The organism is Rossellomorea sp. RS05 (genome assembly GCF_039822645.1).
GTDB classification, from domain to species: domain Bacteria; phylum Bacillota; class Bacilli; order Bacillales; family Bacillaceae_B; genus Rossellomorea; species Rossellomorea marisflavi_B.
The window spans coordinates 107,416-133,738 of record NZ_JBDKWY010000007.1 but is presented as its reverse complement, the minus strand read 5'-3'; the positions used below and the strand labels follow the sequence as shown (position 1 = coordinate 133,738).

Genomic DNA, 26,323 nt, shown 5'->3' with positions numbered 1-26,323 from the left:
ATGTTGACAGAAGTAATATTGGCATCGGTGATTTTCCTGATTACACTGGTGCTGGTCATATGGCAGCCGAAGGGCTTGTCGATCGGCTGGTCTGCCTGCGGCGGTGCGATCTTGGCTCTGCTCTTGGGAGTGGTCACATTCAGTGACGTCATCGATGTTACATCGATCGTATGGAACGCAACCCTGACCTTCATTGCCATCATCCTGATATCACTCATTCTCGATGAAATCGGGTTCTTTGAATGGGCAGCCCTTCATATGGCCAAAGCGGCCAAGGGTAGCGGGGTCCGCATGTTCATCTACGTTTCGCTTTTAGGGGCCGTGGTGGCAGCCTTGTTTGCAAATGACGGAGCGGCATTGATTCTGACGCCGATCGTCTTGGCGATGGTTAGGAATCTCAACTTCAATGAGAAGCTCGTATTTCCTTTCATCATGGCGAGTGGATTCATTGCGGATACTACATCGCTTCCCCTTGTGGTGAGCAATCTGGTCAACATAGTATCGGCAGATTACTTCAACATCGGGTTCGTGGAATATGCTTCACGCATGATCATCCCGAACTTCTTCTCCCTTGGAGCAAGCATACTGGTGCTCTATCTCTTCTTCCGAAAGAGCATCCCAGGGAAATATGATGTGTCCCAGCTGAAAAAACCGGTGGACGCCATCAAAGATGAGAAAATGTTCAAGGTGTCGTGGGGGGTCCTGGCTGTTTTGCTTGCGGGCTATTTCGTCAGCGAATTCATCGGAATCCCGGTCTCCATTGTAGCGGGGATCGTCGCACTCTTTTTCCTGATCATGGCGAAACGAAGTCCCGTGGTGAACACGAAGACGGTCATCAAGGGTGCGCCATGGGCCATCGTGTTCTTCTCGATCGGGATGTATGTGGTGGTATATGGACTTCGCAACGCAGGTCTTACTGATATCCTATCCGCTGCCATCCAGGCTACGGCGGACCAAGGGCTGTTTGCAGCAACGATCGGAATGGGCTTCATTGCGGCCATCCTTTCCTCCGTCATGAATAATATGCCGACGGTGATGATCGACGCGATTGCCATATCGGATACGAATACGACGGGGGGCATCCGGGAAGCCTTGATTTATGCGAATGTCATCGGCTCCGACCTGGGGCCGAAGATCACCCCGATCGGTTCCCTGGCCACGTTGCTATGGCTCCATGTATTGTCCCTTAAGGGCGTGAAGATCTCGTGGGGAACGTATTTCAAAACAGGTATCATCCTGACGATCCCGACCCTGTTCATTACACTGGTCGGACTGTATCTCTGGTTACTGATCCTTTAAAATTACACTACTCGTTGTAAGGAGAGACGCACCATGTCAAAGAAAACCATCTACTTTTTGTGTACGGGAAATTCATGCCGCAGCCAGATGGCTGAAGGCTGGGCAAAAAAACACCTCGGAGACGAGTGGAACGTCTACAGTGCGGGAATCGAAGCCCATGGCTTGAATCCCAATGCTGTAAAGGCGATGAAGGAAGCGGATATCGATATCTCGAATCAAACATCTGATATCATTGATCCGACCATCTTGAATTCAGCGGATCTTGTCGTGACCCTATGCGGGGATGCGGCAGATAAGTGTCCTGTGACACCGCCTACCGTAAAACGTGAACACTGGGGCTTTGACGATCCGGCCAAGGCAACAGGATCTGAAGAAGAAAAATGGGCATTCTTCCAGCGAGTACGGGATGAAATCGGAGAACGCATCGAGCGTTTCGCCCGTACAGGAGAATAATAAAAAGAAGCGCAGGAGCGGTTTTTTCAACTGCTCCTGCGCTTCTTTTTATGAACCAATCATCCTACCTTTAAAAGGAGTCAGAACATTATGGGAAAGGTGCAATCAAAAACATTGACGGAGCAGGCACTGAATCAGCTTGAACAACTTCTTGAGAGCGGGGAGTGGCCGATTGGTGAGAAGATTCCGCCGGAACCGGTCCTTATGGACACCCTGGGGATCAGCCGCAATACCCTTCGGGAAGCCATCCGATCCCTTGTTCACGCCGGATATCTGGAAACGAGACAGGGAATCGGAACCACCGTAAAGAGTCACAGCGGCCTTGACCGTGCCCTTCGTAAACGGATGAGAGCAGGCGATTTGGTGGAGGTCCTTGAGCTGAGGCTGGCTCTCGAACGAGAGGCAGCTGAAAAGGCAGCCCTGAGAAGGACGGACGAACAGCTTTGGGAAATGCGCAGCCTCCTGGCTTTGTGGCAGGAAGCTGCTGAAGAGGGAAAAGCCTCGTCAGCCTCGACATTCGTCCGGCATGATAGTGCGTTCCACCAAGCGGTTATTCGTGCATCAGGAAACTCGATGTTCACGGAGATGTATGACTCCATCATCGATTCTGTACATCAATCAATTTATAACCTTATTGACCTGAACGACTTGAATCAGGAAGATATCAGGCTGCACACAGAGCTTCTATCAGCCATAGAGGCGCAGGACCCTGTGAAAGCGTCCGAATGCGTCAAAAAGTATCTTGGGACGCTGATTGATCAAATCAATGCCAGTGAACATATCAGAAAGAAGTGAATCGCATGCAAGAAGCAAAGCAACAACAGGCGGGCTGGATAGCCGTCATCGGAGTAATCTTCATCGCCATGAATCTGAGGGCTCCGATCACCTCTGTTGGACCGCTCATCCCACTGATCCAGGGGGACTTCCATTTTTCTAACGCTGTGGCGGGGAGCATCATGACCATCCCGCTCATCGCCTTTGCCCTTTTTTCACCGTTTGCGCCAAGACTTTCCCTGAAGTTCGGGCTCGAACCGGTCATTTATACGGCTCTTGTCGTATTGCTTGCAGGCATGGTCCTTCGCGTCTTCCCCCATGGCAGCTGGCTTTTCGTCGGCACCGGTCTTGTCGGGATCGCCATTGCCATCTGTAACGTACTCATGCCGGCCCTGGTGAAAAAGTCGTTCCCCATGAAGGTCGGATTGATCACGGGAGTCTACGGGATTTCCATGAACGTCTTTGGGAGCCTGGCATCAGGTGTCAGTGTCCCACTTGCCCAGTCAAGCTCCCTTGGCTGGAGCGCTTCACTCGGGGTATGGGCCTTCCTTGCCGTGCTCTCGGTCATCCTATGGAGCTTCTTATTGAAATCAGTCAGAAAAGAAAAGGTGATCGAGCCTCCTGCGGTGAAGGTGCGTATGTGGAATTCCCTGAAGGCTTGGCATGTCACGGTCTTCATGGGTATCCAGTCCTTCATGTTCTACACCCTTCTTACCTGGCTTCCGGCCATCCTTCATGACCAGGGGTATACCCTCAATCAGGCAGGTTGGGTCGTGTCGACGCTTCAGATGGCGATCATTCCCATGACGTTCATCATCCCCGTGGTCGCTGAGAAGATGAGTGATCAAAGGTTGTTGACGATCGGGTCTGTCATCCTTCTGTTCCTTGGATTGATCGGGTTGATCACAGGCTTCCTGACCGTGTTATCTGTCCTCCTGATCGGGGTCGGCATCGGAACGATGTTCGGCCTCGCCATGATGTTCTTCGTCCTGAGGACGACTGACAGCGCCCAAGCGGCCGGATTGTCTGGTATGGCCCAATCCATGGGTTATTTATTGGCGGCAGTGGGTCCCGTGTTCTTCGGTTACCTACATGATCTGTCCGCCAATTGGACGATTCCATTCATCCTGCTCATGCTCCTGACCCTGATCCAGCTCTTTGTCGGGATCGGGGCAAGTAAGGGGAAACTCGAATAATGCAAACGAAGCACGGGGATTCCCGTGCTTCTTCGCATTTACAAGCTATTCAGCGGAGACAGGACGTCGGCCACGTCGTTCTTCGGTGAGTTGACAAGCTCGCTCACGGCATAGAGCTCCATTTCTTCAGCCGGATAAGGGACCAGAAGCGATTTCAGCTCGTCAACCGCTTGGTTGGAAGGGTCCAGCCACCTGGCGTAATCCGAACGTTTCAAAATGACGGGCATGCGTTCATGGACGTCTTCTGTCAGGGCATTCGGAGTCGTCGTGATGATGGTGCACGTATGAAGGGGAGCATCTCCTTTTTTCCACGTTTCCCACAATCCGGCGAAGGCAAAGGGCTTTCCGTCCTTCATGACGAAGCGGTATGGTTGCTTGCGATCATCGACTTGTTTCCATTCGTAGAATCCATCAGCGATAATCAGACAGCGCTTCTTCCTGAACGGTTCCCTGAAGCTTGGCTTCTCTTCAATCCCTTCAGCACGTGCGTTGATCATCTTATAGCCGATCTTCACTTCCTTTGCCCAGTGGGGAACAAGCCCCCATCTCAACGTGCCACCCCTGCGCTTCTTCCCGTCTGAAATAATGGAAAATACCTCTTGGCTCGGGGCGATATTGAACCGTGGTTCAAGCTTGGCAGATATATCGAATTCAAACTGCTGTTGAAGTTCATGCACACTCTCAATTAATGAAAAACGGCCGCACATGCTTCCATCCCCCTGTCATTTTTTAACCAGTATACCAACAATACGCCGGATTCAATCAGAAAAACCATGTATTCATGCTGAAGGAAAGATCAATATATGATAAAATATGGAAATAATGGGTTTGTGATGAAGATTCTACATATACGTAACTATAGAGATATATAGGGGGAATGAACATGGCGACTTATGTTAATGGGGGCGTCCTATCGTGGCTGATGACCGCAATTGCATGGGGCATATTGATCATAGGTGCGGTTTTTATGATAAGACGACAGAAGCACCAAGCTCCATTCTGGAAGGCATTCCTAGTTTTCATGGTAGGGGTATTTACCATTTCATACACATTTGAGCCGAGGGGGATCATGGTCAGGATCCCGATCCTTCCACTGGGCGTTTTGATCCTATATTTGACCTTGAGGCGGAAAAATGGGAGATGGGAGAGGTATCGCCGTTTCGCCTGGTTCGGGTTTGCCGGTAATATTCTTCTGGCGATCATGGCACTTGCGGCCATTCCGCTCAGTGCCATTGTTTATCCATCAGACGATCCGGCTACGTATCTATCAAATCCAGAGAAGGTCTCCCTTGTTCAGAGTCACCCTGCAGTATCGAATGTTAGCCTTGATCAGATGAAGTTGGCTGAACAGCTGGATGGAATGACGGAGGCACAGCCAGACGGGGAGTCGTGGTACCGAGAATCAACGGTAGAAGATGAAAATCAGTCCAAAGCACCGGAGCGCTTCCCATATCTCCTCAGTGGCGTCGAGCCGAAGTGGGGAAGCGGTCTTTCATCGCTGATCTATGTTGAAGGAAACGGGAAGGGCTTGCTAATTTTATCTGGCAATACCCAATACTACTATCAACTCTCTGAATCAATCATAAAAGGGGGCGGGGCGGAATGAAGAATGTGAAACGGATGATCATCATCGTACTTGCCGTCTCCTTGATTGCCTTTGGCTTTGTCTATTGGTTCAAGCTAGCGCCGGCGGGTCCGCTACCTGGTGATAAAGGAGCGATAAAAGAGATCAACGGGTTGCTGAACAAAACAGGTACGAATGAAAAGGTGCAGGTGAAGTCCATTCTGGATAAGGTGCAAGCCGATGACCACCATGCCTTCATCCCCTTCGAAACCGATGACGGTGGGCGTGGCTTCAGCCTTTGGGTATGGAAGAATCATCAGTGGAAGGCATCGTCCGCCACAACAGACGGCGACCCGGTGATATGGAAGGTGCGCCCTGGTGAGCCGGCAAGCTACCGTATGGTGTGGAGTCTCGATTCAGCTGAAAAAGTCGACCGTCTGGTATTCTACCTGATCCAGAAACGGTCTTTCCAAAACGAAGCGTATCAACCTCGGATCCAAATGGAAAAGGTCATCCCCTTCGCAGAGCATCCATACGGGGCCATCAAGGTCCCAGAGGAGTGGCGGACCATAATCCGCGGTGAAGTGGCTGAGTTCGAGGTGCCCCGTGTGGAATTCGGATGGAGGTCACTCGATTCTTCCGGAGAAGATGTTTTCATAGAAGGCAAGGGTCAGTCTTCTTATCTCCGGTATCAGGATCACCAGGATCTGATGATACCGCTGGAGAAAGATGAATTGGAATGAAGGAAGAGGCTGGGACAAACACGTTTTAGTCATAGTGAAACCCGCATTCATTTGCTTACGATCAGGAGGATGAATGCGGGTTTTTACTTTATTCCGTGAACAATACGATTTCAATATTTCCAGCTGTAGATTTGAGTGCAAGAAGACAGTTGCGGGAGGAGGCTCACGGGCTCCCCGCGGAAATTCTGATTGTGTTCGTCATGAAAGACTCACTTTCTTATTTTGTTTGTCTGCTATTCTCTCATCACGAGTGGACCGGCGCTGCTGATCGTAATGCTGTGGGTGGACAGATCGCCGGAATCATAGGCTTTGGCAACCCCATTATGGTGAATAGAAGATATACTCACTTCTTTATAGAACAGTTCCACGGTGAAGGGATGCTTGAAGGGAGCTCCGGTTATTGCGATGTTATGAGGGCCGGTCCACTGTCCTTTCAACGGGTCATCGGTGTGATTAAAGTCTTCCGTATGTTTGAATCCATTTTTGAACCACGGGTGCTCTTCGGCTTTCGATACACCGGGACGATTCAGGCACATGAACAGAGACAAATCGTCCGAGAATTGGAGAAGGGTGAAATGCTCTTGAAGGAGATCTTCATCCAGAACGGGCAGTCGTTTCCGCAGTTCGGTTTGTCGTCGGGCTTCCTTTTCCAGGAAGCGAAGGCAGTCGGGATCTGAGGTATTGGAAAAGAACGAGCAGAAGTGAAGGCTGCATAGAAGTCCTGCGTAAGGATGCCTATCTGACACCTCATCCAGCCCCCGTTCATAGAAAACGAGCTTAGGAACGAGCGGGTAGTCGGAAAAAGTGAAAGGGCGGTGTACGGCATCGTTCCAGACTGGTGCTTTGTCCAATCCGATCCAGCTCCTATCATGTTGGTAAGAAGCATACAGAAGTTCGTCCCAAAAGGCGTTGGATCTTAGTAAGGAAGCGTCGAAGTGCTTCACGATCTCTCCTGACAGGAAGGCATGGTCATGCTGTTTGATCATGATGAAGGAATCATTCGTTTCACGGATGATCATAGCGGAATCCCCCTCACAATAGATAATGCCATTTTATCGCACGCCTCGATTTGCTGTAAAACGTATTACGCATTCAGTCTCTGGGAGGCACTAAGTGATCGGGTTATAAGAAGAATAGGTCCCAGGTCTGAGCGGGAATCGACCTGAAGCTCGTTCCCGATCATCAAGTGGCACTGGTATGCTGGTATTAAACAGAAGAAACGGGTGGATGATAAATGAGACGATTGATGATATGCATCGTGTTGCTGGCTGTAGGGAGTACCCTGATTTTGACGGGATGCTCTTCTGGGAAAAGCGAAAAGGGAGGCCTCGACGGGCTTCAGGATATCCAAAAAATCGATCGTACGGAGGGCGGGGAAATCATTCAAACTGTAAGCGATGCCGATGAAATCAACTCTTTCAGCAAGGCTCTTGAAGTGGAAAAATGGAAGCTCGCAGGAAAACAGAAGGATGATCTGGTTGCGGGAAGCACCTACCTGTTTTACAGGATGGACACGGTGAAGTTCGGGGAGAAACAAGCAGACCAAACGGATATGAAGGAAGTGGCGCGCGTTACCGCATACAAGGAGGAACCATACGTTCTCTTGATGTATGGTGGTGTAGAGATGGTATTTGAAGTACCAGCGGAAGTCCAGCATCGCTTGAATCAATGAGAAGGACCCCTGAATCGGTTTCAGGGGTCTTTTCATTCAGCGGATATCCAAGCCAAGAAGCGCAGCAAAGGAAAGAGCCTGCTTTTCGGAGACGATGCAGCCTTTCAGATCTTCCATTGAAACGAGGATGGACTCGAAAAACGAGGTGCTGAGATCGATCCCCTTCAGTTTCGTTCCGTCAAAGCTTACGTCATCGAGATCACAAAGATCATAGATGACCTTCGACAGCTTGCAGTTGAAGAAGTCGGATCGCTTCATATTGGACTCTTTGAAGATCACTTTTTCCAACTTGGAATCACTGAAATTACACATGGTCATGAGACAGTTTTCGAAGGTGACATTCCCGAAGCGGCTTTCAGGCAGCTGGACGCCCATAAGCTTGCATTCCTGGAACGTGACGCGATGAATGCTCGCCCCTGTCATATCCACGTTGGAAAAGTCACAGTTGATGAACTCGACATCGGTGAGGTCGATATTTCGGAAAGAGGTCCCCTGGAAGGAGGAATTCTTGATGACCATGCCGGAAAGGTGCACCCGGTCGATTTCCTCTTCGTCAAAGATGGATCCATCGATCTCAAGGTTGCTTAAATACGGGTCTTCCTCCATGAAAATCATCTGGAAGTTCCCTTGCGTGAGCTGGCGGGGTAGTTTTGGTTTATCAATTTTAATAGGAAACACCTGCTTTATTTGAAGTCGGTTGGGGACAAACCCCTCCTACCTAGTGTAGCATCTTCTTCCTTGACATTGAATAGTTGACCCCCTAAACTAATGGAGTAATCATATTAGTTTAGGGGGTCAACTACTTGGATAAGCGTCTGATTGAGGCAGTGGAGCTATTCGAGGATGTGATGGTGTTCGGGACTGAGCGCGTGCTCAGGGATGTCGAAGCCGAAGTGTGGCAGGAATATTCCCGGGAACAAATCCAGGTCTTGAAGCTGTTGAATAAAAACGGTCCGCTGCCGGCCGGTGCCATTGCTGAACTTCAATGTGTGCATCGAAGTGCGATTTCCAACCGGCTGAAGAAACTTGAAGAAAAAGAATTGATTGAAATTGTCAAAGCCGAGGGCGATCACCGCTCGAAGCTCGTCAGCCTGACGCAGCATGGTCGTGCTGTTGTGAAGGAATCCGACCAGGCAGTTTACGATTATATTGAAGCATTGTTTGCCGATCAGGTGGAGGATGAAGAGTTAGATCAATTCCTCCAGATGTTCAAAAAGATTAAACATATACTGAAATTGGAGGGTGAGCGTAAGTGAAGAATATTATCAAATTCAAATGGCCGATCACCATCGGCATGATCATTTTGACCGTTCTGCTTTTCGTCCTTGCACCGAATCTTTCCAAGCAGGCGGAGGATGCCGGGACATTCCAGCTTCCGAAAGATGCAGGATCCCAGCGTGCAGCTGAAATCCTTGAAGACGCCGGAGCCGGGGATGAAACGATTTCCCTCGTGTATGCACTCGACGGCAAGCTCGATGATGCCGCGAGGAAAGACATTCAGAAGGATGTCGATCAACTGAAGGATCTTGGGGATCCCGTGAAATCGATCCTTGATCCGTTTGAAAACAAAGACACGGAATCCCAGCTTGTTTCGGAGGATGGGAAGACCGTCCTCGTTCCGATTACTGTAGACGGCACACAGGAAAAAGTCGTCGAGCTTGCCGACTCCATTCAATCGGATATCATCGATGGGAAGAAAGATGTCTACCTGACTGGGGAAGCATTGATCAATAATGATGTGAACCTGAGCGCCCAGGAAGGATTGAAGAAAACGGAGATCATTACCGTCGTCTTGATCTTCGCTCTCTTACTAGCCGTTTTCCGTTCCATCGTCACACCGTTCATTCCGCTGATTTCCGTGGGGATCACCTATCTTCTCAGTCAGTCGATCGTGGCATTCTTCATCGACTGGTTCGGATTCCCCGTATCTAACTATACGCAGATCTTCCTTGTAGCCATCCTGTTCGGGATCGGGACGGATTATTGTATCCTCCTTCTCAGCCGTTTCAAGGAAGAACTCGGTGCAGGGAAGCCTGTCAAGGATGCCATCATCCGTACGTATAAGACGGCGGGCCGCACCCTTTATATTAGCGGACTCGCCGTATTCATCGGATTCTTCGCCATCGGGTTTGCCGACTTCCCGATCTTCAAATCGGCCGTGGCCGTTGCGGTCGGGATTGCGGTTCTGCTTCTTGTTTTGAGCACCGTTATGCCGTTCTTCATGGCGACATTGAAAGAAAAACTGTTCTGGCCATCAAAAAAATCCGTTTCCCATAACGATAGTAAGCTGTGGGGATGGATGAGCAAGCTGTCGGTCAATCGTCCGATCCTTTCCATGCTTGTCGTGGCTGTCATCACGGTCCCGCTCCTGTTGACCTATGACGATGCCCTCTCATTCAATACAGTAGATGAAATCGGCGATAACTATGATTCTGTCAAAGGCCTGCATGCCATTGAAGATGGCTTCGGCCAAGGGGATTCCCTGCCGGTGCAAGTGCTCCTCTCAAGCGATAAGGAATTGGTCACGGAAGATATCGTCCCTTATGTAGAGAAGCTGAGCAGTGAACTCGAAAAAGTCGATGGCGTGAAGAGCGTCCGCTCCGTGACACGTCCGACAGGGGAAGTCATCAACGAGTTCTATGCAGATTACCAGCTTGGTAAGATTGCAGAAGGAGTCGATCAGGCATCTGATGGAGTCGGTCAGACTGCAGATGGCATCAAGCAGTCCATGTCCCTCCCGCCTGAAGTCCAGGCTCAGGCTGCCCAGTCTGGTCAACAGCCGAATCCGGTTGAAGGACTTGATCAAATCAAAGACGGCCTCGACCAGGCAAGCAATCAGCTGAATCAAATGGCTGACAGCAAGGCGATCCGTGATACAGGCACCTTCGTCCCTGAAGGAACCTTGGAGCAGGATGAGTTCAAACAAGTGCTCGACCGCTATGCCTTCGATGATAAAAAGGGTACGCAGCTTGAAGTCATCCTCGAAGACAATCCGTATTCCCCGGAAGCGATCGATACCGTTGAGAAGATCGATGAGGCAACGCAGCGCGTCATCAAAGACACACCACTTGAAAAGGCAGAAGTCGCCTTCGGCGGGGTGTCCAGCATCAACCGCGATCTCAATGATATCTCGACGAGCGACTTCACCCAGACCGTGACGATCATGCTCATCAGTCTGTTCGTCGTACTGGCGATCCTGTTCCGCTCATTCATCATGCCGCTCTATATGATCGGTTCCCTGCTTCTAACGTACTTCACGTCTGTTGCTGTGGCCGAACTGATCTTCATGAACGGATTCGGATATGACGGCATCAGCTGGGCGGTTCCATTCTTCGGATTCGTCATGCTCGTAGCCCTCGGGGTCGATTATTCCATCTTCCTCCTCGACCGCTTCCGCGAAGAAGCAGCCGGAGGCATGACCGTGACGGAGGCCATCAAGATCTCCATGTCCAAGATGGGGACCGTCATCATCACCGCCGCCATCATCCTGGCCGGAACCTTCGCTGCCATGATGCCATCCGGCGTCCTCAGCCTCGTACAGATCGCGACCATCGTCATCACGGGTCTCCTCCTGTACGGACTGATCGTCCTGCCGCTCCTCATCCCAGCCATGACTGTGTCATTCGGCAAGGGCGTGTGGTGGCCGTTCAAACCTCAGAAAGAAAAAGATAAAGCACACTCATAACATGATAAACAGAAAGCCCCTTGCGGATCAGCAAGGGGCTCTCTTCATTGCCTGTTGATGAGGCGGTTGATATGGAGGGCAAGGTAGATGAGTTCGGTGTACATCATGATAATACCAAACTCCCTATCACATACTATCTATGACAGTATGTGAAGTCCTGCTACTTCTGATGCATTGACCCTATACGGTTCTCTGTTATAGTTTAGGTTTGTTGAAAATTTGGTATGGTTGAGGGAAAGGGGGGGACATGATGCGGAGTGTACGGTCCAGGTTATTCGGGATGCTGGTTATTTTTATTATTCTGCCCTATTTCTTATCTGTTTTTATTATTTATGACAATACGAGATCATCGGTCGAGGAACATGAGATCGAGAAGAGCCGGGAAGAGCTTGAAGAAGGCAGCAGGGCTCTTCAGCGGTACTTTGACGAGATGATCGAGCTCTCCTACTCCCTCTATAATGACCCGGATGTGCTGAGCGTGTTCGAAAACGGACTGAATGATGAGCAGAGAAAACCGTTTGAACGGAGCATGAAGATTTTCTCGATCAGCCGTCCTGAAATCAGACAGATGAGGATCTATTTTGAAAAGGATTCTTCTGCTTTGAGTGTGTATCAGTCGAAGTTCAGTGCGCCGAAAAAACAGGAGGACTACGTGAGTCAGGCGCCCTTTCGAACCCTGTATGAGTCCGATGACAATTTCTTCATCGAAAGGCCGCATGTGATAGAAAATGCCAATAATGCGGCGATTCTGCCTGAGTCCGACCGCACCCGGGTGTTGACGATCCATCATAAAGTCTCCAATGTTTTGTCAGGTGAATTCCTTGGCTTCATTTCCATGGATATCGACGTCAATGCCTATTCATCCCTGATCCTCAACCTCTCTGACGGTGGTGAGAGCCGCTTGACCCTTCTCGATGGGGAGGATCGCATCATGTATTCGAGTCAGCGCACCAATGACGGCGAATCCGGGGATGAGGGGGATAAGCTGGTCCTCGAAGAGAAGCTGAAAGGCAATCTTGAAGGGTGGAGGCTCGTCAAGGTGATCGACCGCGATGTTCTCTTTAGAGACGTAAATCAAGCGGCCACGACGAATATCTTATTGGGAATCGGCGTTGTGCTTCTGGGCATCATCATGGTAGTGGTCATATCCCATATCATCACCAAGCCCATCGAGAACTTAAGTGAGAAGGTCAGGAGCATCGGTGGGGAGAATATGGATGTGGACTTTACCACCTCCCGGAAGGACGAGCTTGGTCATCTTGAAGATCATATGGACGAGATGATGGACCGCATTAACCAACATATCGACCGTGAATACAAACTTGAGATCGAGAGCAGGAAGAATCAATTCCGCGCTCTCAGATCCCAGGTGAACCCGCACTTTTTATTCAATGCCCTGCAAACGATCGGTGCTGTGGCCTTGAGGTCGGGGGCGAAGGATGTATACAAACTCATCACGTCCCTTTCTAAGATGATGAGGTACTCCCTCCATGCCGATCAATGGGTCATCGTACAGGAGGAGCTCGACTATATCGAGACGTATCTCTCCCTGCAGCGTGAGCGATTCGGTGAAGGAGTGCAGGCTGATATCCAGGTGGATGAAGAGGTTCGTGCTGCTTCCATTCCGAGCATGCTGCTTCAGCCTCTGGTCGAGAACTACTTTAAGCATAGCTATGAAGAAGGGTATGACGAAGCGACACTCTCGATAACGGGTGAAAGGGTTGGAGGATCCATCCTCTTTACCGTGCAGAATACCGGGGCATCCATAACAGAAGAAGACCTCGGGCGGATACGGTCCGCCGTCTACGGGGGCCCATCGGGGCAGGACGGCGGAATCGGCTTGAAAAATATCTATGACCGCCTGCGATTGAATTTTAAAGAGAACGCATCTTTTCAGCTGGATACATTGGAAGGTAGGGGCTTCAGGATTATCATGAAGCTGCCTTTCATGGAAGATAAGCAAGAAGGGGGAAACAGCGATGAAAGCACTGATCGTCGATGATGAACGCAATGTACGGAACGTCATCCGCCAGCTTGGGGACTGGGATGTGTCCGGCATCACCATGCTGCTGGAAGCGTCAAATGGCCACGAGGCCCTCGACATCGTCCGCACTGAAAACCCCGATATCATTTTTACAGACATCAAAATGCCGAGGATGACAGGACTGGAGCTCATTGAAGAGCTGAATAAGTTCGGGTACACCGGGAAGATCATCCTGATCACGGGCTATGACGATTATACATTCATGAGAAAGGCGATCCAGCTCAACAGTTTTGACTATCTGCTGAAACCCATTGATGCCGATGCGTTCGATGCGGTTTTGAACAGGGTCGTGACGGCAATCGGGGAGGAAGCGTTGGAAGACGGGGAGATTGTTGAAGAAGCGAGGCGTCTCCGCAGCAATCAGATCTTTACATCTGCGTGCAGCGGCGGAGGAACAGAAGAGCTGGCAGCTTTCCTTCCTGTGGATGAGGAGCTGGAGGTGTCCCTTCTCTCCTTCTACCACACCCATCTGCCCGAACCGCATATGGATGCACTGAGGGGTGAGCTTCAGGAGAAGGGTATCGGGAATGTGTTTGCCTTTCTCGAAGAAGAAAACCTGTACGCAGTCCTGACGGTGAAGGGTCAATGGGTCTACGTAGAAGAATGGGTGAGCAGTCATATCGATCTGCCCATCCGTCTTGTCCAGGGGGAACTACCCGATCTGGTTGAGTTGCCATCTGCATTTAGCAAACTGCAGGATGAGCTCCAACAGAACCACTACCGGAGCATCCGCAGCCTAGATGAACTCGAGTCTGCAAGACGGATCCAAGAGATCGTATCATATGTGGAAACCTACTATATGGAGGATATCTCCCTTGACCGCCTCTCGAAAATGTTCTTCCTCACAAGGGAACATATCTCAAGGACGTTCAAGAAAGAAACGGGGCTTCCCCTTTCCAAATTCGTGGCAAAACTCCGGATCGAACAGGCGAAAGTCTGGCTGACCGATTCAGAGGAGACGATTTATTCGATTGCGACCATGCTCGGCTATCAGGATGAGAAGTATTTCTCAAAGCTGTTTAAAAAAATGACCGGTTTTACTCCATATGAGTTCCGCTCCGGGAACAGCGGGGTGACAGAATGAAAAAACCGATATTGGTCCTGCTATCGACACTGATTGTAAGCTCCATTGCCCTGTCTGCATGCGAGGGGCGTGATGAACAACAGGAGGCACAAAGGGAGAAGAAACCTGTCACCCTCACGGTCCGGAATCCGAAGGTGGAGATAGCGAATGAATTTGAACAGATGGCCAAAGAATATGAAGAAGCCCATCCAGGGGTCAGGATCAAAGTCGAGACCGTGGGTGGTGCTTCGGATGATTACTCGGATATTACCGCTAAGCTGACTGCGGGAAAAGGACCCGATATTTTCACGAATATAGGCAATGAAGCGATGAAGGAATGGATTCGATATCTAGAAGACTTATCGGATGAACCTTGGGTGGCCGATGCCTCCCCTCATACGCTGGATGGAATCACCCTTGACGGGAAAGTATACGGGGAGCCCATGAGCATTGAAGGCTTTGGGGTCGTCTATAACCGCGACCTCTTCAAGAAAGCGGGCATCACCGAACCTCCGCAAACGTTCTCGGAACTGGAAGCAGTTGCCCGCAGGCTGTCATCTAAAGGAATCACGCCCTTTGCCAACGGGTATTATGAAGATTGGAAGCTCGGTCATCACTTGACGAGCGTGGCCTTCGCTGAAGAAGGTCCCGGGTTCGTGAAGGCACTGAATGAAAAGGGCACTCATTTTTCCGACAGTGAAGAGTTCAACCGTCTATTCTCACTCATCGATCTGACGGTCCGATATGGCAATACGGCTCCAGCGACAACGGATTACTACACAGAGGTCGACCTTTTCAAGGAAGGAAAGGCTGCCATGATCCTTCAGGGGAACTGGGTGGAGCCATTGATGGGTGATGCGCCCACGGGGATCTTCCCCCTCCCCCTCAATGACCGGGGGGACGCCAAGATGATTGCCGGTGTCCCGAGCTACTGGGTGATCAATAAACAATCGTCGGAAACCAAAAAGAAAGAAGCAAAACGCTTCCTTCGGTGGATGGTGTCTTCTGAAAAGGGCCAGGAGTATATGACGGAGCGCTTCCGGTTCATTCCGGCGTTCAAGAACGTGCCGGTGAATGGTCTCGGTCCTCTGGGTAAAGAGACACATTCGTTGATCAGCGAGAACAGGACGTTCAATTGGTCTTCTTTCTCTCCATGTATCAAGAAAGAGTTTGGAGAGATCATGAAAGCATATATCAATAAAGAGAGTACGAGGCAGCAGGCACTCAAAGGGTTTGATGAGGCTTGGAATGAAGGGGCTTGTGCGGCTCCTTCCCCTTGATTGCGCGGCGCATCAGCCGTGCTTTTTTTATTGGGTTTGAGGATTGTTCGTTCTATTTCCATGCAATCGAGGTGTGGGAGAGGGGGGGGCTGACTTGAAACAGATATTGCCCTCTTGTTTTTGTGATGAGGATGTGGTGAAGACGAGATCGTTCCGTTTCGCTGCGGCCTCCCGCTTTCCATGGGGCGTGCGGTGAGCCGCTTCGGCGTTGCCTGCAGGGTCTCACCCTGCCCGCTTCTCCCATAGGAGTCGGGAGGCCTTCGCTGCACTTCACTCTGTGCGATGGAGAGGGGTGTGCTAATTCGGGACATGACATCACATTCCTCGTTGTTTTCTGAAATGACGTTCTAACCTGATTTATGAACGATTACCTCACCAAGTCCAATAGCACTGAGTGGATTGGAGCGGAAGGGATTTGACTCCTGCGGAAAAGGGGGATGATCGAGACCCCGCAGGCACGAGGAGGCTCGACATGCCCCCCGCGGAAAGCAAATCCCTGCAGCGCAAAGGAACGGGCTATTTGCCCAGCTCACACTTCATTTAGGACGATTTTGACTTCAATTATTATCATAAACACGATGATCGAGACCCCATCTTTCAGGCGACTATAGACCCACATATCAATTTAAGACGAAATCTATATCAATCCCTGCCATATACACCAGCACCCCGTCCTCCTATAATTCAATTGTAAGGCATCGGAGCATTCGCCCCAGCCCTTACCGAATTCATATCATAACAACACATAGGAGGAGTACTTAATGAACGTTCGTCAATTTGCAGCAGTTTCTTTAAGTGCAGCCATCTTGTTCGGAGGCAGCTTCACATCTGCATCTGCCAAGGGCGGGGCTGACGAAAAGGGATACAAGGAAACATACGGCACGTCACAGATCACACGTCAAGACATGAAGGATATGATCAACCAGCACGGTGATGACAAGTTCACTGTCCCATCCTTTGATGCTTCCACAATCAAAAACGTAGAATCCGCAACAAAAACCGATGAGAACGGCAATAAAATCAAAATGGACGTATGGGATACATGGCCACTTCAAAACGCTGATGGCACTGTAGCTGAATACAAAGGCTACCAAATCGTCTTCGGTCTTGCCGGTGACCCGAAAAAACCTAACGACACATTCATCTATATGTTCTATAAAAAAGCAGGCGATGACTCCATTGACGCATGGAAAAACGCTGGACGCGTCTTCGATGACGAAGACAAAAACAAAGCAAACGACAAATATCTCAAAGGTCAAGTGGAAGAATGGTCAGGTTCTGCCCTGTTCACGGATGACGGTGAGATCCGTTTGTTCTACACAAACCGTGGAGATTTCGATGAGAGCAAGGAGCTCTTTGGACGTCAAACATTGACAACTGCCCAAGTCAACGTTTCTGAAAAAGGAGACAAAGATTTGCAGGTTGATGGAATCGAAGATCATAAGTCCATCTTCAACGGCGGAGACGGCAAAACCTACGAAAACGTAGAGAAAGCCTTCGAAGATCGCAACTTCAACAATAATCATACCTTCCGTGACCCGCACTACATCGAAGACAAAGGTCATAAATACCTTGTATTCGAGGCCAACACTGGTACAGAATACGGATACTCAGGTGAAGACAATCTTTACAACCGTGCATACTACGGCAAAAGCATGAAGTTCTTCCGCGACGAGCTTAAGAACCTTCAGAACAGCCCTAAGAAAGAAACAGCTGAACTTGCGAACGGTGCAATGGGAATCATCGAGATCAACGATGATTACACATTCAAAAAAGAGAAGAAACCTCTTCTTGTGTCAAATACCGTAACGGATGAAATCGAGCGCCCGAACATCTTCAAGAAAGACGGCAAGTTCTACCTATTCACAAGCACACGTGGATCAAAAATGACCATTGATGGAATCGATGATGAAGACATCTATATGCTTGGTTATGTGTCAAATTCACTGGATGGTCCATTCAAACCGATGAACAAAACGGGAATCGTCCTTCACCAGGATCTTGACCCTAATGACATCACTTGGACGTACGCACACTACGTGATCCCTCAGGAAGAGTCTGACAAATTCGTTGTGACCAGCTACATGACGAACCGCGGATACTTTGCTGATCACAAATCTACCTTTGCTCCATCCTTCTTGCTTGATATCAAGAACAAGAAATCTTCTGTCGTGAAAGACGGAACGCTTGAGCAAGGTCAAATCACGTACGACGGGCAATAATCTTTGAAAAAGAAAAAAAGAAATGTCAGCTAGTGGCATTTCTTTTTTCTTTTAGCACGCAGCGCTTCCCCGCTGCGCTGGGGTGCCTCCCGGTCACGCACAGGTCAGATTCCTTCCATCAACAACAGTGAGTTACTACACAGCACCTAGTTGAACGTCTTACGCCCGTATCTCCTAACAGGTGTAGGCTTCCCCTCTCCTTATGTACACGAAGGAGCCTGTGCAGTGAGTGAGGCCCCGCAGCGAGGCGGGGATGTTCGCTCGAAATCAAGTAAATAATGATACAACAACTACAAACAGGTGGTGAAGAATAAGATGAAATCTATAGGAAAGAAGGGGATATGGGTGATGGCTGCCATACTGATCCTTGTCATCGGCGGCGTCGTCCTGTGGGTAAATGCAAAGGAAGACGTGGAAAAGAAAGAGACGGGAAAAGACGGAAATGAGGTCTCCTACCGTTCTTCCTATCATTTCACCACCCCTGACAAATGGAAAAACGATCCTCAAAAACCGATTTATTATAAGGGTGAATACCACTATTACTATCTCTATAACAAAGATTACCCTGATGGTAACGGTACTGAATGGCGTCATGCCGTCTCGAAAGATCTTGTCCACTGGAAGGATGAAGGTGTAGCCATTCCGAAGTATACCAATGATAACGGTGATCCCTGGTCCGGCTCAGTGGTCATAGACCGTGAGAATAAAGCTGGTTTCGGGAAAGATGCCTTCATCGCCATCGTGACCCAGCCGTCCAAAGAAACCGGCGCGCAGGAGCAGTATCTCTGGTATAGCACGGACGGAGGGAAAACGTTCAAGAATCACAGTGAAGACCCAGTCCTTGAGAATCCGGGAGTAGAGGATTTCCGCGATCCGAAGGTCGTATGGGATGATGAGCGGGATAAATGGGTGATGCTCATGGCGGAAGGAGCAAAGGTAGGATTCTATGAATCCGAAAACCTGAAGGACTGGTCATTCACCGGGGATTTTCAAACGGAGGACCTCGGTGTCCTTGAGTGTCCAGATCTCTTCCGGATGCGGACGGAGGACGGAATGGAGAAATGGGTTCTCGGAGTCAGTGCCAACGGGGAATCCGTCGGTAAACCGAATACGTACGCTTACTGGTCAGGTGAATTCAATGGTGATACATTCGAAGCCGACGAGGAAGAACCGAAGTGGCTTGATTACGGATTCGATTGGTACGGGGCCGTGACATTCGAAGACGGCGAGGCAGAAGACAAGATGGAGAAGCGCTATGCACTTGCGTGGATGAACAAATGGTCGTACGCGAACAACACCCCTAACATCGAGCATGATGATTTCAACGGGACGGACTCCATTGTCAGAGAAATCCGCCTGGAAGGGGATGACGAAGAGGGTTATACCCTTGTGTCCAACCCTGTTCCGGCCCTGGATGATCTGGTCACCTCTACAGAAGAAATCGGGGATATGACAGTGGAGGACGGGCGAGAGTCGCTTGACTCACTCGGCGAAACGTTCCGTCTTGAAGCCGACATTTCCTGGGAAGAGGCGGAGCGTATCGGAATGCGTGTCAGAGAATCGGAGGACAATGAACGCCATGTCGACGTCGGCTTCTCCCCTCGGGATGGCTATTCATTCGTCAACCGTTCCAAGACCGATCAACCGGATGAAGAAGGGGATTTCCTTGAGAGCAAAGCGCCCTACAAGCCCTTTGACCAAAAAGTCCATATGACGATCCTTGTGGATAAGACGAGTGTCGAACTCTTCATGGACAATGGCAGGACCGTGCATACGAATCTAGTATTCCCACGCCCCGATGATCAAGGGATTTCCTTATTTGTCGAAGGTGGAAGCGCCGCGTTTGAAAATGTGAAGATCGATCACTTGGGAGAAACAGAAGAGTAAACGAAGCAACACGCACTCATCCGGTGCGTGTTGTTTTTTACGTTTATAGCTGGATGCCCATTAGTACATTATCCACATACCGGCCGTCGTCGAACTTATACTGTCTGATTTCCCGGCCTTCTTCCACAAATCCGGCTTTTTTGTAGGAGGCGATGGCCCGTTCATTGGTAGCGAAGACACCGAGACAGATCTTTTCGATCTCCTCTTGATCCCTCGCCCAACTGATAAGATGCTGAAGCATGCGTGAACCGAGTCCCCGGTCGCGGTAGTCGGGCAGGATGCCGATACCGAATGACCCGTTATGCCTCATGCGCTTCATCCGGCTGCGGTTGAAGAACAGAAAGGCCACGACCTTTCCTTCGGCTTCCGCTACGAAGGTCATTCCGCCAGCTTCGGCCCGGTCGGCCATCTCCTTTACCTGTCCCGCGTGATCGAGGCTGAACTCCTCATCTGTGGTCAGAAAATATTCCTGCTCTGAAATCGTGTTGCGGCGGATGGCGATGATTGCCTCTGCATCTGATTCTGTTGCTTGTCTGATGATCATGATTGTCCTCCTGTGTGTATGTACTATTCCCGGATTCTTGGTGTTGAACAATGAGGCTGCCGGTGTTGGAAATATCTACATCTTTTATTTTGCCATGAAGAGATGAAACAGAAAACAATCATTTTTACTACTTTTAGTGGTATTGTGGGAATCGTCCACCTTGTTTTTCCCACAAAGGTAGGATAGCATTTTCCCAATAGCATAATTTTCAGGGGTGTAGCATGAATAGAGTCAATCACGGGAAAGAATCATTGCCTGAGAAGGTGTATCATCATCTGCTTCAACAAATTTTTAACGGCGTCATCAAAGCAGGCGAGAAAATCATAGAAGAGGATGTCGCCAGGGATCTTGGTACGAGCAGGGCTCCTGTCAGGGAGGCGCTATACCTATTGAAGGTAGACGGCATCGCCGAGCGTATCCCCAGGATCGGGACGATCGTAAAGGATTTCAGTGATAAGGAAATCATCGAATACAACGACGCCGTGATCGGACTGCTTCAATCGGCCATCGAACAGTCACAGCCCAAATGGGATGACACCAACCGCCACAGGCTTCAGGTTTTAGGCGACGAGGCCGACGAGGCTTGCAGGCTGGAAGACGTGCAGTTGTATCAATCGAGAGTGGAACAGCTGATTACCCACGTGTTCATTGTTTCGGATAATAAAGCGTTGATGCGCTTTTACAAAGAAGCCAACCATATCCTGATGGTCTTTGCCCAGGTTAAGTGGACCCGGGAGACGATGAAGAACTTCAATCGAGAGCTGAACGTGTTTACGTCATCCTTGGTTGAAGGGAAGTTCGATGATGCGAAGAAAGCAGTGAAGGTGACCCTTGATCAGGGAGTGATCTGATGACTGGGCACAATCAATATGGGATGGGAAGCAGGTAGGTAGCCTGCTTCTTTGTGTTGTGATGAAGAGTGTGGTTAAAAAGGCTTCCTGCAAAAATATAGTAAATTTGGCGGAGTTAAATTGTCGACAATTTGCATTTTTAGGCGTAAAATATAAGAGTATTACAAATTGTCGACAATACAGGAGGGGTTTTGATGTCAGAGTTAAAAGGTCAAGTTGTCGTAGTTACAGGGGGAGCAAGTGGAATCGGGAAGGAAGCTGCCCTTCAGTTATCCGGGAAAGGCGCATCCATTGTTGTCGCTGACTTTAACGAAAGCGGTGCAAAAGAAGTAGCCGAGCAGATCAATCAAGCGGGAGGAAATGCCGCTCATTATAAAGTAGATGTTTCAAAAGGTGAAGAAATCAAGGCGCTGATCGATTGGACTGCTGAGAAATTCGGCACATTCAACGGAATCTTCAACAATGCCGGTATCGGGTTGGTGAAACCATTCCTTGAAATGGACCCTGAATCGTATCACCGCGTCATCGATGTGGATCAGCACAGCGTTTATTATGGCATGTACTATGGCGCCAGGAAAATGGTGGAGTTGGGTACGACCGGAACGATCGTTAACACGGCATCCATTTATGGAACAGCTGCTGCGGTCGGAAGCTTCAACTACAACGCGGCAAAAGCGGCTGTCGTCATGATGTCCAAATCGGGAGCCCTCGAGCTTGCTGAACACGGCATCCGCGTGGTTGGTGTGGCACCTGGATTCATTGATACACCGATCCTTGGTGATGATCAGGATGCAAAAGATTATCTGGCCGGACAGCATATGCGCGGAGAGTTGATCAAGCCGGAGAAAGTGGCGAGCGTCGTCACCTTCTTATTCACGGATGCGGCCAGCGCCATTAACGGACAAACCATCCCGGTAGAAGATGGGTTCCTGAGCTATAAAATCCGATAAAATATGAAAAGACCGGAAGAAGGCGCACCTTCTTCCGGTCTTTTTGCGTTTAATGATGATGTCCGCTGCCTCCGCTTTGCTGTGGAGCGTTCCCGTTCAGGGCCTCGATATCTGCTTTTGACAGTTCACCGACGGCAAGGGGTTTGGTCGGCATGATGGTGGAGCCGTTACTGCCGGCGTGGACCTTTACATAATACAGCCCTTCTTCCTTCAAGTCTGTCTTGAAGGTATAGAGGCCTTTTCCTTCGTTCTCCGCTTCTTCCATCCCTTGCCGGAAGCTGCCGTCTGCCTTCCATACTTCCACATGGACGAAATTGGCGTTCTCCACTTTTTCCCCGTCCTGGGTGAGGACGATCTTGATCGGTTCCTTACTGGTATAAGGGTCTGGCAGGGACACATCCGCCTCAAGAGGGGATTCCTGCTTGTACAGGTCGGCTGCATCCTCTTTAGGGGCACATGCCCCCAATAGGATGAGGATCAGGGTAAAAGGTAGTAGTTTCAACAGGTATCTCATAGGTCGTCTCCTTTCTTATGCCGCTCCAAGGAATTCTTTTACTTTCGGGAGCCTTCTGATGATAAGCCAGTCCAGGAGCCAGACGACGATGAGACTCAACCCTACCAGCGGGAAGATGATCCCGAGTGCGATCATGACGGCGAGGAACGCCCTGAACCTCCAGATGCTTGGTCCCTTCGGTGCGCCCATCTCATGCTTCGGCTTCCGCTTCAGCCACAGATAGAATCCGCTCACGACCACAAGGATGATTCCAAGGCAGATGAGAAGGCTGAGAATCTGATTAAAGATCCCAAACTGTGTCCCTTTGTGCAGGGTGATGCCGAGTGCCACGGCTTTTCCGACAGGACCGTAATGGTCATACCTGTAATCGGCAAGGACCGCACCGGAATACCGATCGATATGGATCGTCAATTCATCCTGCGCCCTGGCAGGAAATGCCGAAAGGGTATACACGCCTGTCGGGTCCTGAGGGATGTACACCGTGTAGCTCGGATCAATATCCTGATTGTTGGCGATGTAGACTACGTCGTTGATGGAGAGGGGAGTGTATCCTTCAAGGGCCGATTTGGGAACGTCCAGGTTTTCTGCGCCCCATGGTACTTCAGCGATTTCCTTCGTTTTCACTTCTGATTGAGGTGCACTTCCCGTCCAGACCGATGGAGGGTAGCCTGCGCCTGAATTGGTGACGGCATTCTGGAAGTTCGTCCCCCAGAATCCTGACCACGGCAGTCCCGTCAGGATCAGGAACAGCATCCCTGCTGTGATCCAGAACGCAGGGACGGCATGAAGGTCACGGCGGAAGATTTTCTTCCCTTTATTGAACCGCGGGAACAATACCCCTGACAGTTTGTCCTTTTTGCGCGGGAACCAGAGAAAGAGTCCCGTTACGATGAGGACGACCGCCCAGCAGGCAGCAAGCTCCACGATCCGGTCGCCGAGTGTACCGGCCATTAATTCTCCATGGATCTCTTCAATTTTGTTCATGATCCGGTCGTCAGCCTTCAGTTCACCGAGGGATTTGCCTGTATAGGGGTCGATGAACACGGTTGATGAGCCTTCTTCCGTACTGATGCCCACTTCGCTGGAGCGATCGGCGCTTTCTCCTGGTCTATAAGAAGTGACGGTTGCATCGGGATGAAGCTTTTTCACTTCTTCGATCTGTTCGGCAGGTGCAATCTTGTCTCCTTGGGGCTGGACATCATAGTACTGGTTGTACAGCACAGCTTCGATCTGCGGTTTGAAAAGGTAAATCGAGCCGGTCACCGCCAGGATGAACAGGAAGGGGGCAAAGATGAGCCCTGCGTAAAAATGCCACCTCCAGATCGTTTGATAGGGAGATTTTTTAGGTTGGTTTTTCATAAATAGACTCCTTCTTAAGGGTGACAGCAGTCATGTCCTTGCATTGTATTCGAAATGGCTTGGATGGCCTCTTCAAATGTGTGCAGGGTACCGCCGAATCCAGTTTGGAATTTTTCTGCGTGCATGAGTGAACCGAAGGCGATGACCTGAGGCTGACAGCAATTCAGGTTCACTTCGGCACGGATGAGGAACGTAGCGGTCTTGGCGCTGATTGTGGCATCGGTCAGAAAATCACGGCACAGGATCTGAACGACCTCATCGCGGATGTCGTTGAAGCGAAGAAGTCCGCAATGTGGACAACAGGTTTGTTCGACACGGTGACTCGTCTTCACGAGCTGGACGGAGTACCTCGTTCCGATCGACTTCATGCAAAGGCTGCATCCGTTTAGGGGTAGCTCATGGCTCGAGGCGATGCCGTTTGACGTCTTTTGGACACTCCCTTCATCGACAAGGGGCTTGATGTCCCGGTAGACCGTCATCTCGGAGACACCGAGGCGTTCGCTGATATCCGATACCTTCAAGGTTTCTTCCTCTTCAAGCCAAGTCAGGATTTGTTGGCGGCGTTCAATGGGAAGCATGGGATCACTCCTTTTTTCATTCATAGTGTAAGAGTATGGGAGAAAGGGGCGGGGAACAAGGAGAAGATTGATGAAAAATGTGAAAATATGTTGACGTGTAACAAAGAAGACAAACAAACTTCTTTTTTTCCACACAAAGAAGAGCGGTACACGTTTATACACCGCTCTTCTTCCATTGGATCATCGCTTGAGTGATATATTTGGCCGGCCATGAGGAAAGCATGGCGAAGATCGATGTATCATTCAGCCCCATGCGCCTGATCTTGCTGGTGGCCTCTCCCTTTAACATTTGAACAAGCAGGTGGATGGGAATGTCTTTCGAACCGGGAGTGCCATTAATCTCTTCCGTCATTCCACGGGTGAGCTCATACCCTTTGACCTCTACCATCACATCATCCGGTGATGGGCGGTATTCCTGCGCTTTTTCTTCAAGATAGGAAAGGTGGTCTTCCAGTGTCTGCTGAAGATCTTCTCCTTCCAAGCTCATCTTAAGCAGTGAAATATCAGGAATATGGACACGGGACAGGCTCATTACATCCGGTTCCACATAGGTATCAGGCAAGCTACATTCCTTTAAGGTCTGATAGATGGAAAGGATGGGATGGGAGGCTGCACGTCCCCGAAGTTGTTCTTCAAGATCCCATGCCCGTTCGATCATGCCCTCAAAAGGTGTTAACGCTGCCTTAAGGTCTTGGAGGCGGCGGATTGCGTTCACGATGTCTTTTGTTTTTTCAGCCATGGCATTGAACTGCCTTTCGATGGTGGCGATGCGTTTACGCGCCTGCTCCATATTGACCTCGTTCGGCAGGGTCACACGGTCTGTTTCCGGAGAATAGTCGATTGTGTAGTTGCACTCATGACAGGTACAGGAGAGGACGCCTTCCTTTGCTTTCAGGACAAGCTCTTTCTCATGAGCGCACATGTCCCAGCGCCAATGGGGAGGAACGCTTCTATAGGGGCGAAGGACGATCTCCACCCGGTGTCTCCAGAAGGCCACATCCTCTGGTGAATTCAACAGGCCGAGAAGGGAAGAGGTATTAAGGACTTCCACTGCCTGAACGACGTCCTGTTTAGTACGTGCCAACCGGTTGAAAGGATGCCGGGAATAGGCCGACCGGATCGACTCCAGCCACTCGTTCTTCTCCCGCTGCTGAAGGATGGCGGCGAACGAGTAGTCAGTCATCACACGTTGCACATGATCGCCCAGCTCTTGAGCAGAAAGGGTTTCATATTCTACGGTATAAAAGGATTCCTTTTCTATGGGCAGCCCCCGCTGGTCGGAGTGCTTCTTCCACAGGAAGGATTCAGGTCTGATGAGGTGGGGATAAAGCTCTTCCTTCCGATAGATCGGGACGGGAAGGCGTGTACCGTTGGTGTCGGGGAAGAAAGCCTGTATGGCATGTCCCTCTTCGATGATCCCATCCACCGCGTGTTGAAGGCGGCTCAGGAGCCCCCGCTGCTTCTTGTGTCCGATGGACCTGACTTCGGGGAACTTCCTGCCAACGGGAATAATGAGGAGGGAGGGATAGTCAGTCAATTCAACATATCTCATAATGGGTCACCTCGTCTTAGTCTGTATTCCACATTATAATTTCCTGCCTTGCTGGAAGCGAATGTGCATGTGCAAAAAAAGAGCAGTCCCTTC

General features: G+C 50.1%; 24 protein-coding genes. 16 read left to right on the top strand and 8 right to left on the bottom strand.

The features are described 5' to 3' along the window. Positions 1-3 precede the first annotated feature (3 nt). From ABJ225_RS16935 to ABJ225_RS16920, 4 genes are all read left to right on the top strand, one after another. A complete protein-coding gene (locus ABJ225_RS16935) occupies positions 4-1,299 on the top strand; it encodes an arsenic transporter (RefSeq protein WP_347321167.1) in 1,296 nt (431 codons plus the stop codon). 33 nt (positions 1,300-1,332) lie between these two features. After that, entirely contained in the window at positions 1,333-1,752 is a 420-nt protein-coding gene (gene arsC / locus ABJ225_RS16930; RefSeq protein WP_218246780.1) for an arsenate reductase (thioredoxin), read from the top strand. Positions 1,753-1,842: 90 nt separating this feature from the next. Continuing rightward, positions 1,843-2,547, top strand: a complete 705-nt coding sequence (locus ABJ225_RS16925; protein WP_347321166.1) for a FadR/GntR family transcriptional regulator — start codon at positions 1,843-1,845, stop codon at positions 2,545-2,547. 5 nt (positions 2,548-2,552) lie between these two features. Further along, a complete protein-coding gene (locus ABJ225_RS16920; RefSeq protein WP_347321165.1) occupies positions 2,553-3,722 on the top strand; it encodes a CynX/NimT family MFS transporter in 1,170 nt (389 codons plus the stop codon). Positions 3,723-3,760: 38 nt separating this feature from the next. On the opposite strand, the gene ABJ225_RS16915 is transcribed toward ABJ225_RS16920, so the two are convergent. Next, positions 3,761-4,429 carry an SOS response-associated peptidase gene (locus ABJ225_RS16915; protein WP_347321164.1) on the bottom strand — a complete coding sequence of 223 codons (669 nt, stop codon included), beginning with the start codon at positions 4,427-4,429 and terminating at the stop codon, positions 3,761-3,763. Between the two features lie 176 nt (positions 4,430-4,605). Between ABJ225_RS16915 and ABJ225_RS16910 the strand changes: the two genes are divergently transcribed. Then, the gene (locus ABJ225_RS16910) at positions 4,606-5,328 is read left to right on the top strand and encodes a hypothetical protein (protein ID WP_347321163.1); all 723 of its coding nucleotides are present in this window, start codon (positions 4,606-4,608) and stop codon (positions 5,326-5,328) included. After that, complete coding sequence (locus ABJ225_RS16905) at positions 5,325-6,029, top strand: hypothetical protein (RefSeq protein ID WP_347321162.1); 705 nt, start codon at positions 5,325-5,327, stop codon at positions 6,027-6,029. Before ABJ225_RS16910 ends, ABJ225_RS16905 begins: the two co-directional genes overlap by 4 nt. A 233-nt stretch (positions 6,030-6,262) precedes the next feature. On the opposite strand, the gene ABJ225_RS16900 is transcribed toward ABJ225_RS16905, so the two are convergent. Continuing rightward, entirely contained in the window at positions 6,263-7,048 is a 786-nt protein-coding gene (locus tag ABJ225_RS16900) for a DUF3891 family protein (RefSeq protein ID WP_347321161.1), read from the bottom strand. A 215-nt stretch (positions 7,049-7,263) separates the two neighbouring features. Between ABJ225_RS16900 and ABJ225_RS16895 the strand changes: the two genes are divergently transcribed. After that, on the top strand, positions 7,264-7,701 hold the full coding sequence (locus ABJ225_RS16895) for a hypothetical protein (RefSeq protein ID WP_048015654.1): 438 nt from the start codon (positions 7,264-7,266) through the stop codon (positions 7,699-7,701). A gap of 36 nt (positions 7,702-7,737) precedes the next feature. On the opposite strand, the gene ABJ225_RS16890 is transcribed toward ABJ225_RS16895, so the two are convergent. Then, positions 7,738-8,370, bottom strand: a complete 633-nt coding sequence (locus ABJ225_RS16890) for a pentapeptide repeat-containing protein (protein WP_048015686.1) — start codon at positions 8,368-8,370, stop codon at positions 7,738-7,740. 134 nt (positions 8,371-8,504) lie between these two features. Here ABJ225_RS16890 and ABJ225_RS16885 point away from each other — a divergent pair, with 134 nt between their 5' ends. The 7 genes from ABJ225_RS16885 to ABJ225_RS16855 all read left to right on the top strand — a co-directional run bounded on the left by ABJ225_RS16885 (position 8,505) and on the right by ABJ225_RS16855 (position 19,882). Continuing rightward, positions 8,505-8,957, top strand: a complete 453-nt coding sequence (locus ABJ225_RS16885; protein ID WP_048015655.1) for a MarR family winged helix-turn-helix transcriptional regulator — start codon at positions 8,505-8,507, stop codon at positions 8,955-8,957. Beyond that, complete coding sequence (locus ABJ225_RS16880) at positions 8,954-11,386, top strand: MMPL family transporter (RefSeq protein ID WP_347321160.1); 2,433 nt, start codon at positions 8,954-8,956, stop codon at positions 11,384-11,386. The genes ABJ225_RS16885 and ABJ225_RS16880 overlap by 4 nt, the downstream gene beginning before the upstream one ends. Positions 11,387-11,636: 250 nt before the next feature. After that, positions 11,637-13,388 (top strand): sensor histidine kinase, encoded by a 1,752-nt coding sequence (locus ABJ225_RS16875; protein WP_347321159.1) that lies wholly within the window; start codon positions 11,637-11,639, stop codon positions 13,386-13,388. Beyond that, positions 13,366-14,514, top strand: coding sequence for a response regulator transcription factor (locus tag ABJ225_RS16870; protein WP_347321158.1), 1,149 nt, complete (start codon positions 13,366-13,368; stop codon positions 14,512-14,514). Before ABJ225_RS16875 ends, ABJ225_RS16870 begins: the two co-directional genes overlap by 23 nt. Further along, complete coding sequence (locus tag ABJ225_RS16865; protein ID WP_347321157.1) at positions 14,511-15,773, top strand: ABC transporter substrate-binding protein; 1,263 nt, start codon at positions 14,511-14,513, stop codon at positions 15,771-15,773. The genes ABJ225_RS16870 and ABJ225_RS16865 overlap by 4 nt, the downstream gene beginning before the upstream one ends. Before the next feature lie 761 nt (positions 15,774-16,534). Further along, entirely contained in the window at positions 16,535-17,995 is a 1,461-nt protein-coding gene (locus ABJ225_RS16860; protein ID WP_347321156.1) for a glycoside hydrolase family 68 protein, read from the top strand. A 315-nt stretch (positions 17,996-18,310) separates the two neighbouring features. Beyond that, positions 18,311-19,882: a glycoside hydrolase family 32 protein gene (locus ABJ225_RS16855; RefSeq protein ID WP_481900636.1), complete on the top strand. Its 1,572-nt coding sequence runs from the start codon at positions 18,311-18,313 to the stop codon at positions 19,880-19,882. Between the two features lie 43 nt (positions 19,883-19,925). Here the strand turns inward: ABJ225_RS16855 and ABJ225_RS16850 are convergent, their stop codons facing one another. Beyond that, on the bottom strand, positions 19,926-20,426 hold the full coding sequence (locus tag ABJ225_RS16850) for a GNAT family N-acetyltransferase (protein ID WP_053072143.1): 501 nt from the start codon (positions 20,424-20,426) through the stop codon (positions 19,926-19,928). 221 nt (positions 20,427-20,647) lie between these two features. Between ABJ225_RS16850 and ABJ225_RS16845 the strand changes: the two genes are divergently transcribed. Together ABJ225_RS16845 and ABJ225_RS16840 are read left to right on the top strand one after the other, a co-directional pair. Then, positions 20,648-21,277, top strand: coding sequence for a GntR family transcriptional regulator (locus tag ABJ225_RS16845; RefSeq protein WP_347321155.1), 630 nt, complete (start codon positions 20,648-20,650; stop codon positions 21,275-21,277). 194 nt (positions 21,278-21,471) lie between these two features. Beyond that, positions 21,472-22,227: an SDR family NAD(P)-dependent oxidoreductase gene (locus tag ABJ225_RS16840; RefSeq protein WP_048004706.1), complete on the top strand. Its 756-nt coding sequence runs from the start codon at positions 21,472-21,474 to the stop codon at positions 22,225-22,227. Positions 22,228-22,276: 49 nt separating this feature from the next. On the opposite strand, the gene ABJ225_RS16835 is transcribed toward ABJ225_RS16840, so the two are convergent. The 4 genes from ABJ225_RS16835 to ABJ225_RS16820 all read right to left on the bottom strand — a co-directional run bounded on the left by ABJ225_RS16835 (position 22,277) and on the right by ABJ225_RS16820 (position 26,230). Next, on the bottom strand, positions 22,277-22,729 hold the full coding sequence (locus ABJ225_RS16835; RefSeq protein WP_347321154.1) for a FixH family protein: 453 nt from the start codon (positions 22,727-22,729) through the stop codon (positions 22,277-22,279). A 27-nt stretch (positions 22,730-22,756) separates the two neighbouring features. Further along, the gene (locus ABJ225_RS16830) at positions 22,757-24,100 is read right to left on the bottom strand and encodes a PepSY-associated TM helix domain-containing protein (protein ID WP_347321153.1); all 1,344 of its coding nucleotides are present in this window, start codon (positions 24,098-24,100) and stop codon (positions 22,757-22,759) included. A gap of 14 nt (positions 24,101-24,114) precedes the next feature. Next, a complete protein-coding gene (locus ABJ225_RS16825; RefSeq protein ID WP_347321152.1) occupies positions 24,115-24,678 on the bottom strand; it encodes a DeoR family transcriptional regulator in 564 nt (187 codons plus the stop codon). Positions 24,679-24,832: 154 nt separating this feature from the next. Further along, entirely contained in the window at positions 24,833-26,230 is a 1,398-nt protein-coding gene (locus ABJ225_RS16820) for an RQC-minor-2 family DNA-binding protein (protein WP_347321151.1), read from the bottom strand. Positions 26,231-26,323 lie beyond the last annotated feature (93 nt).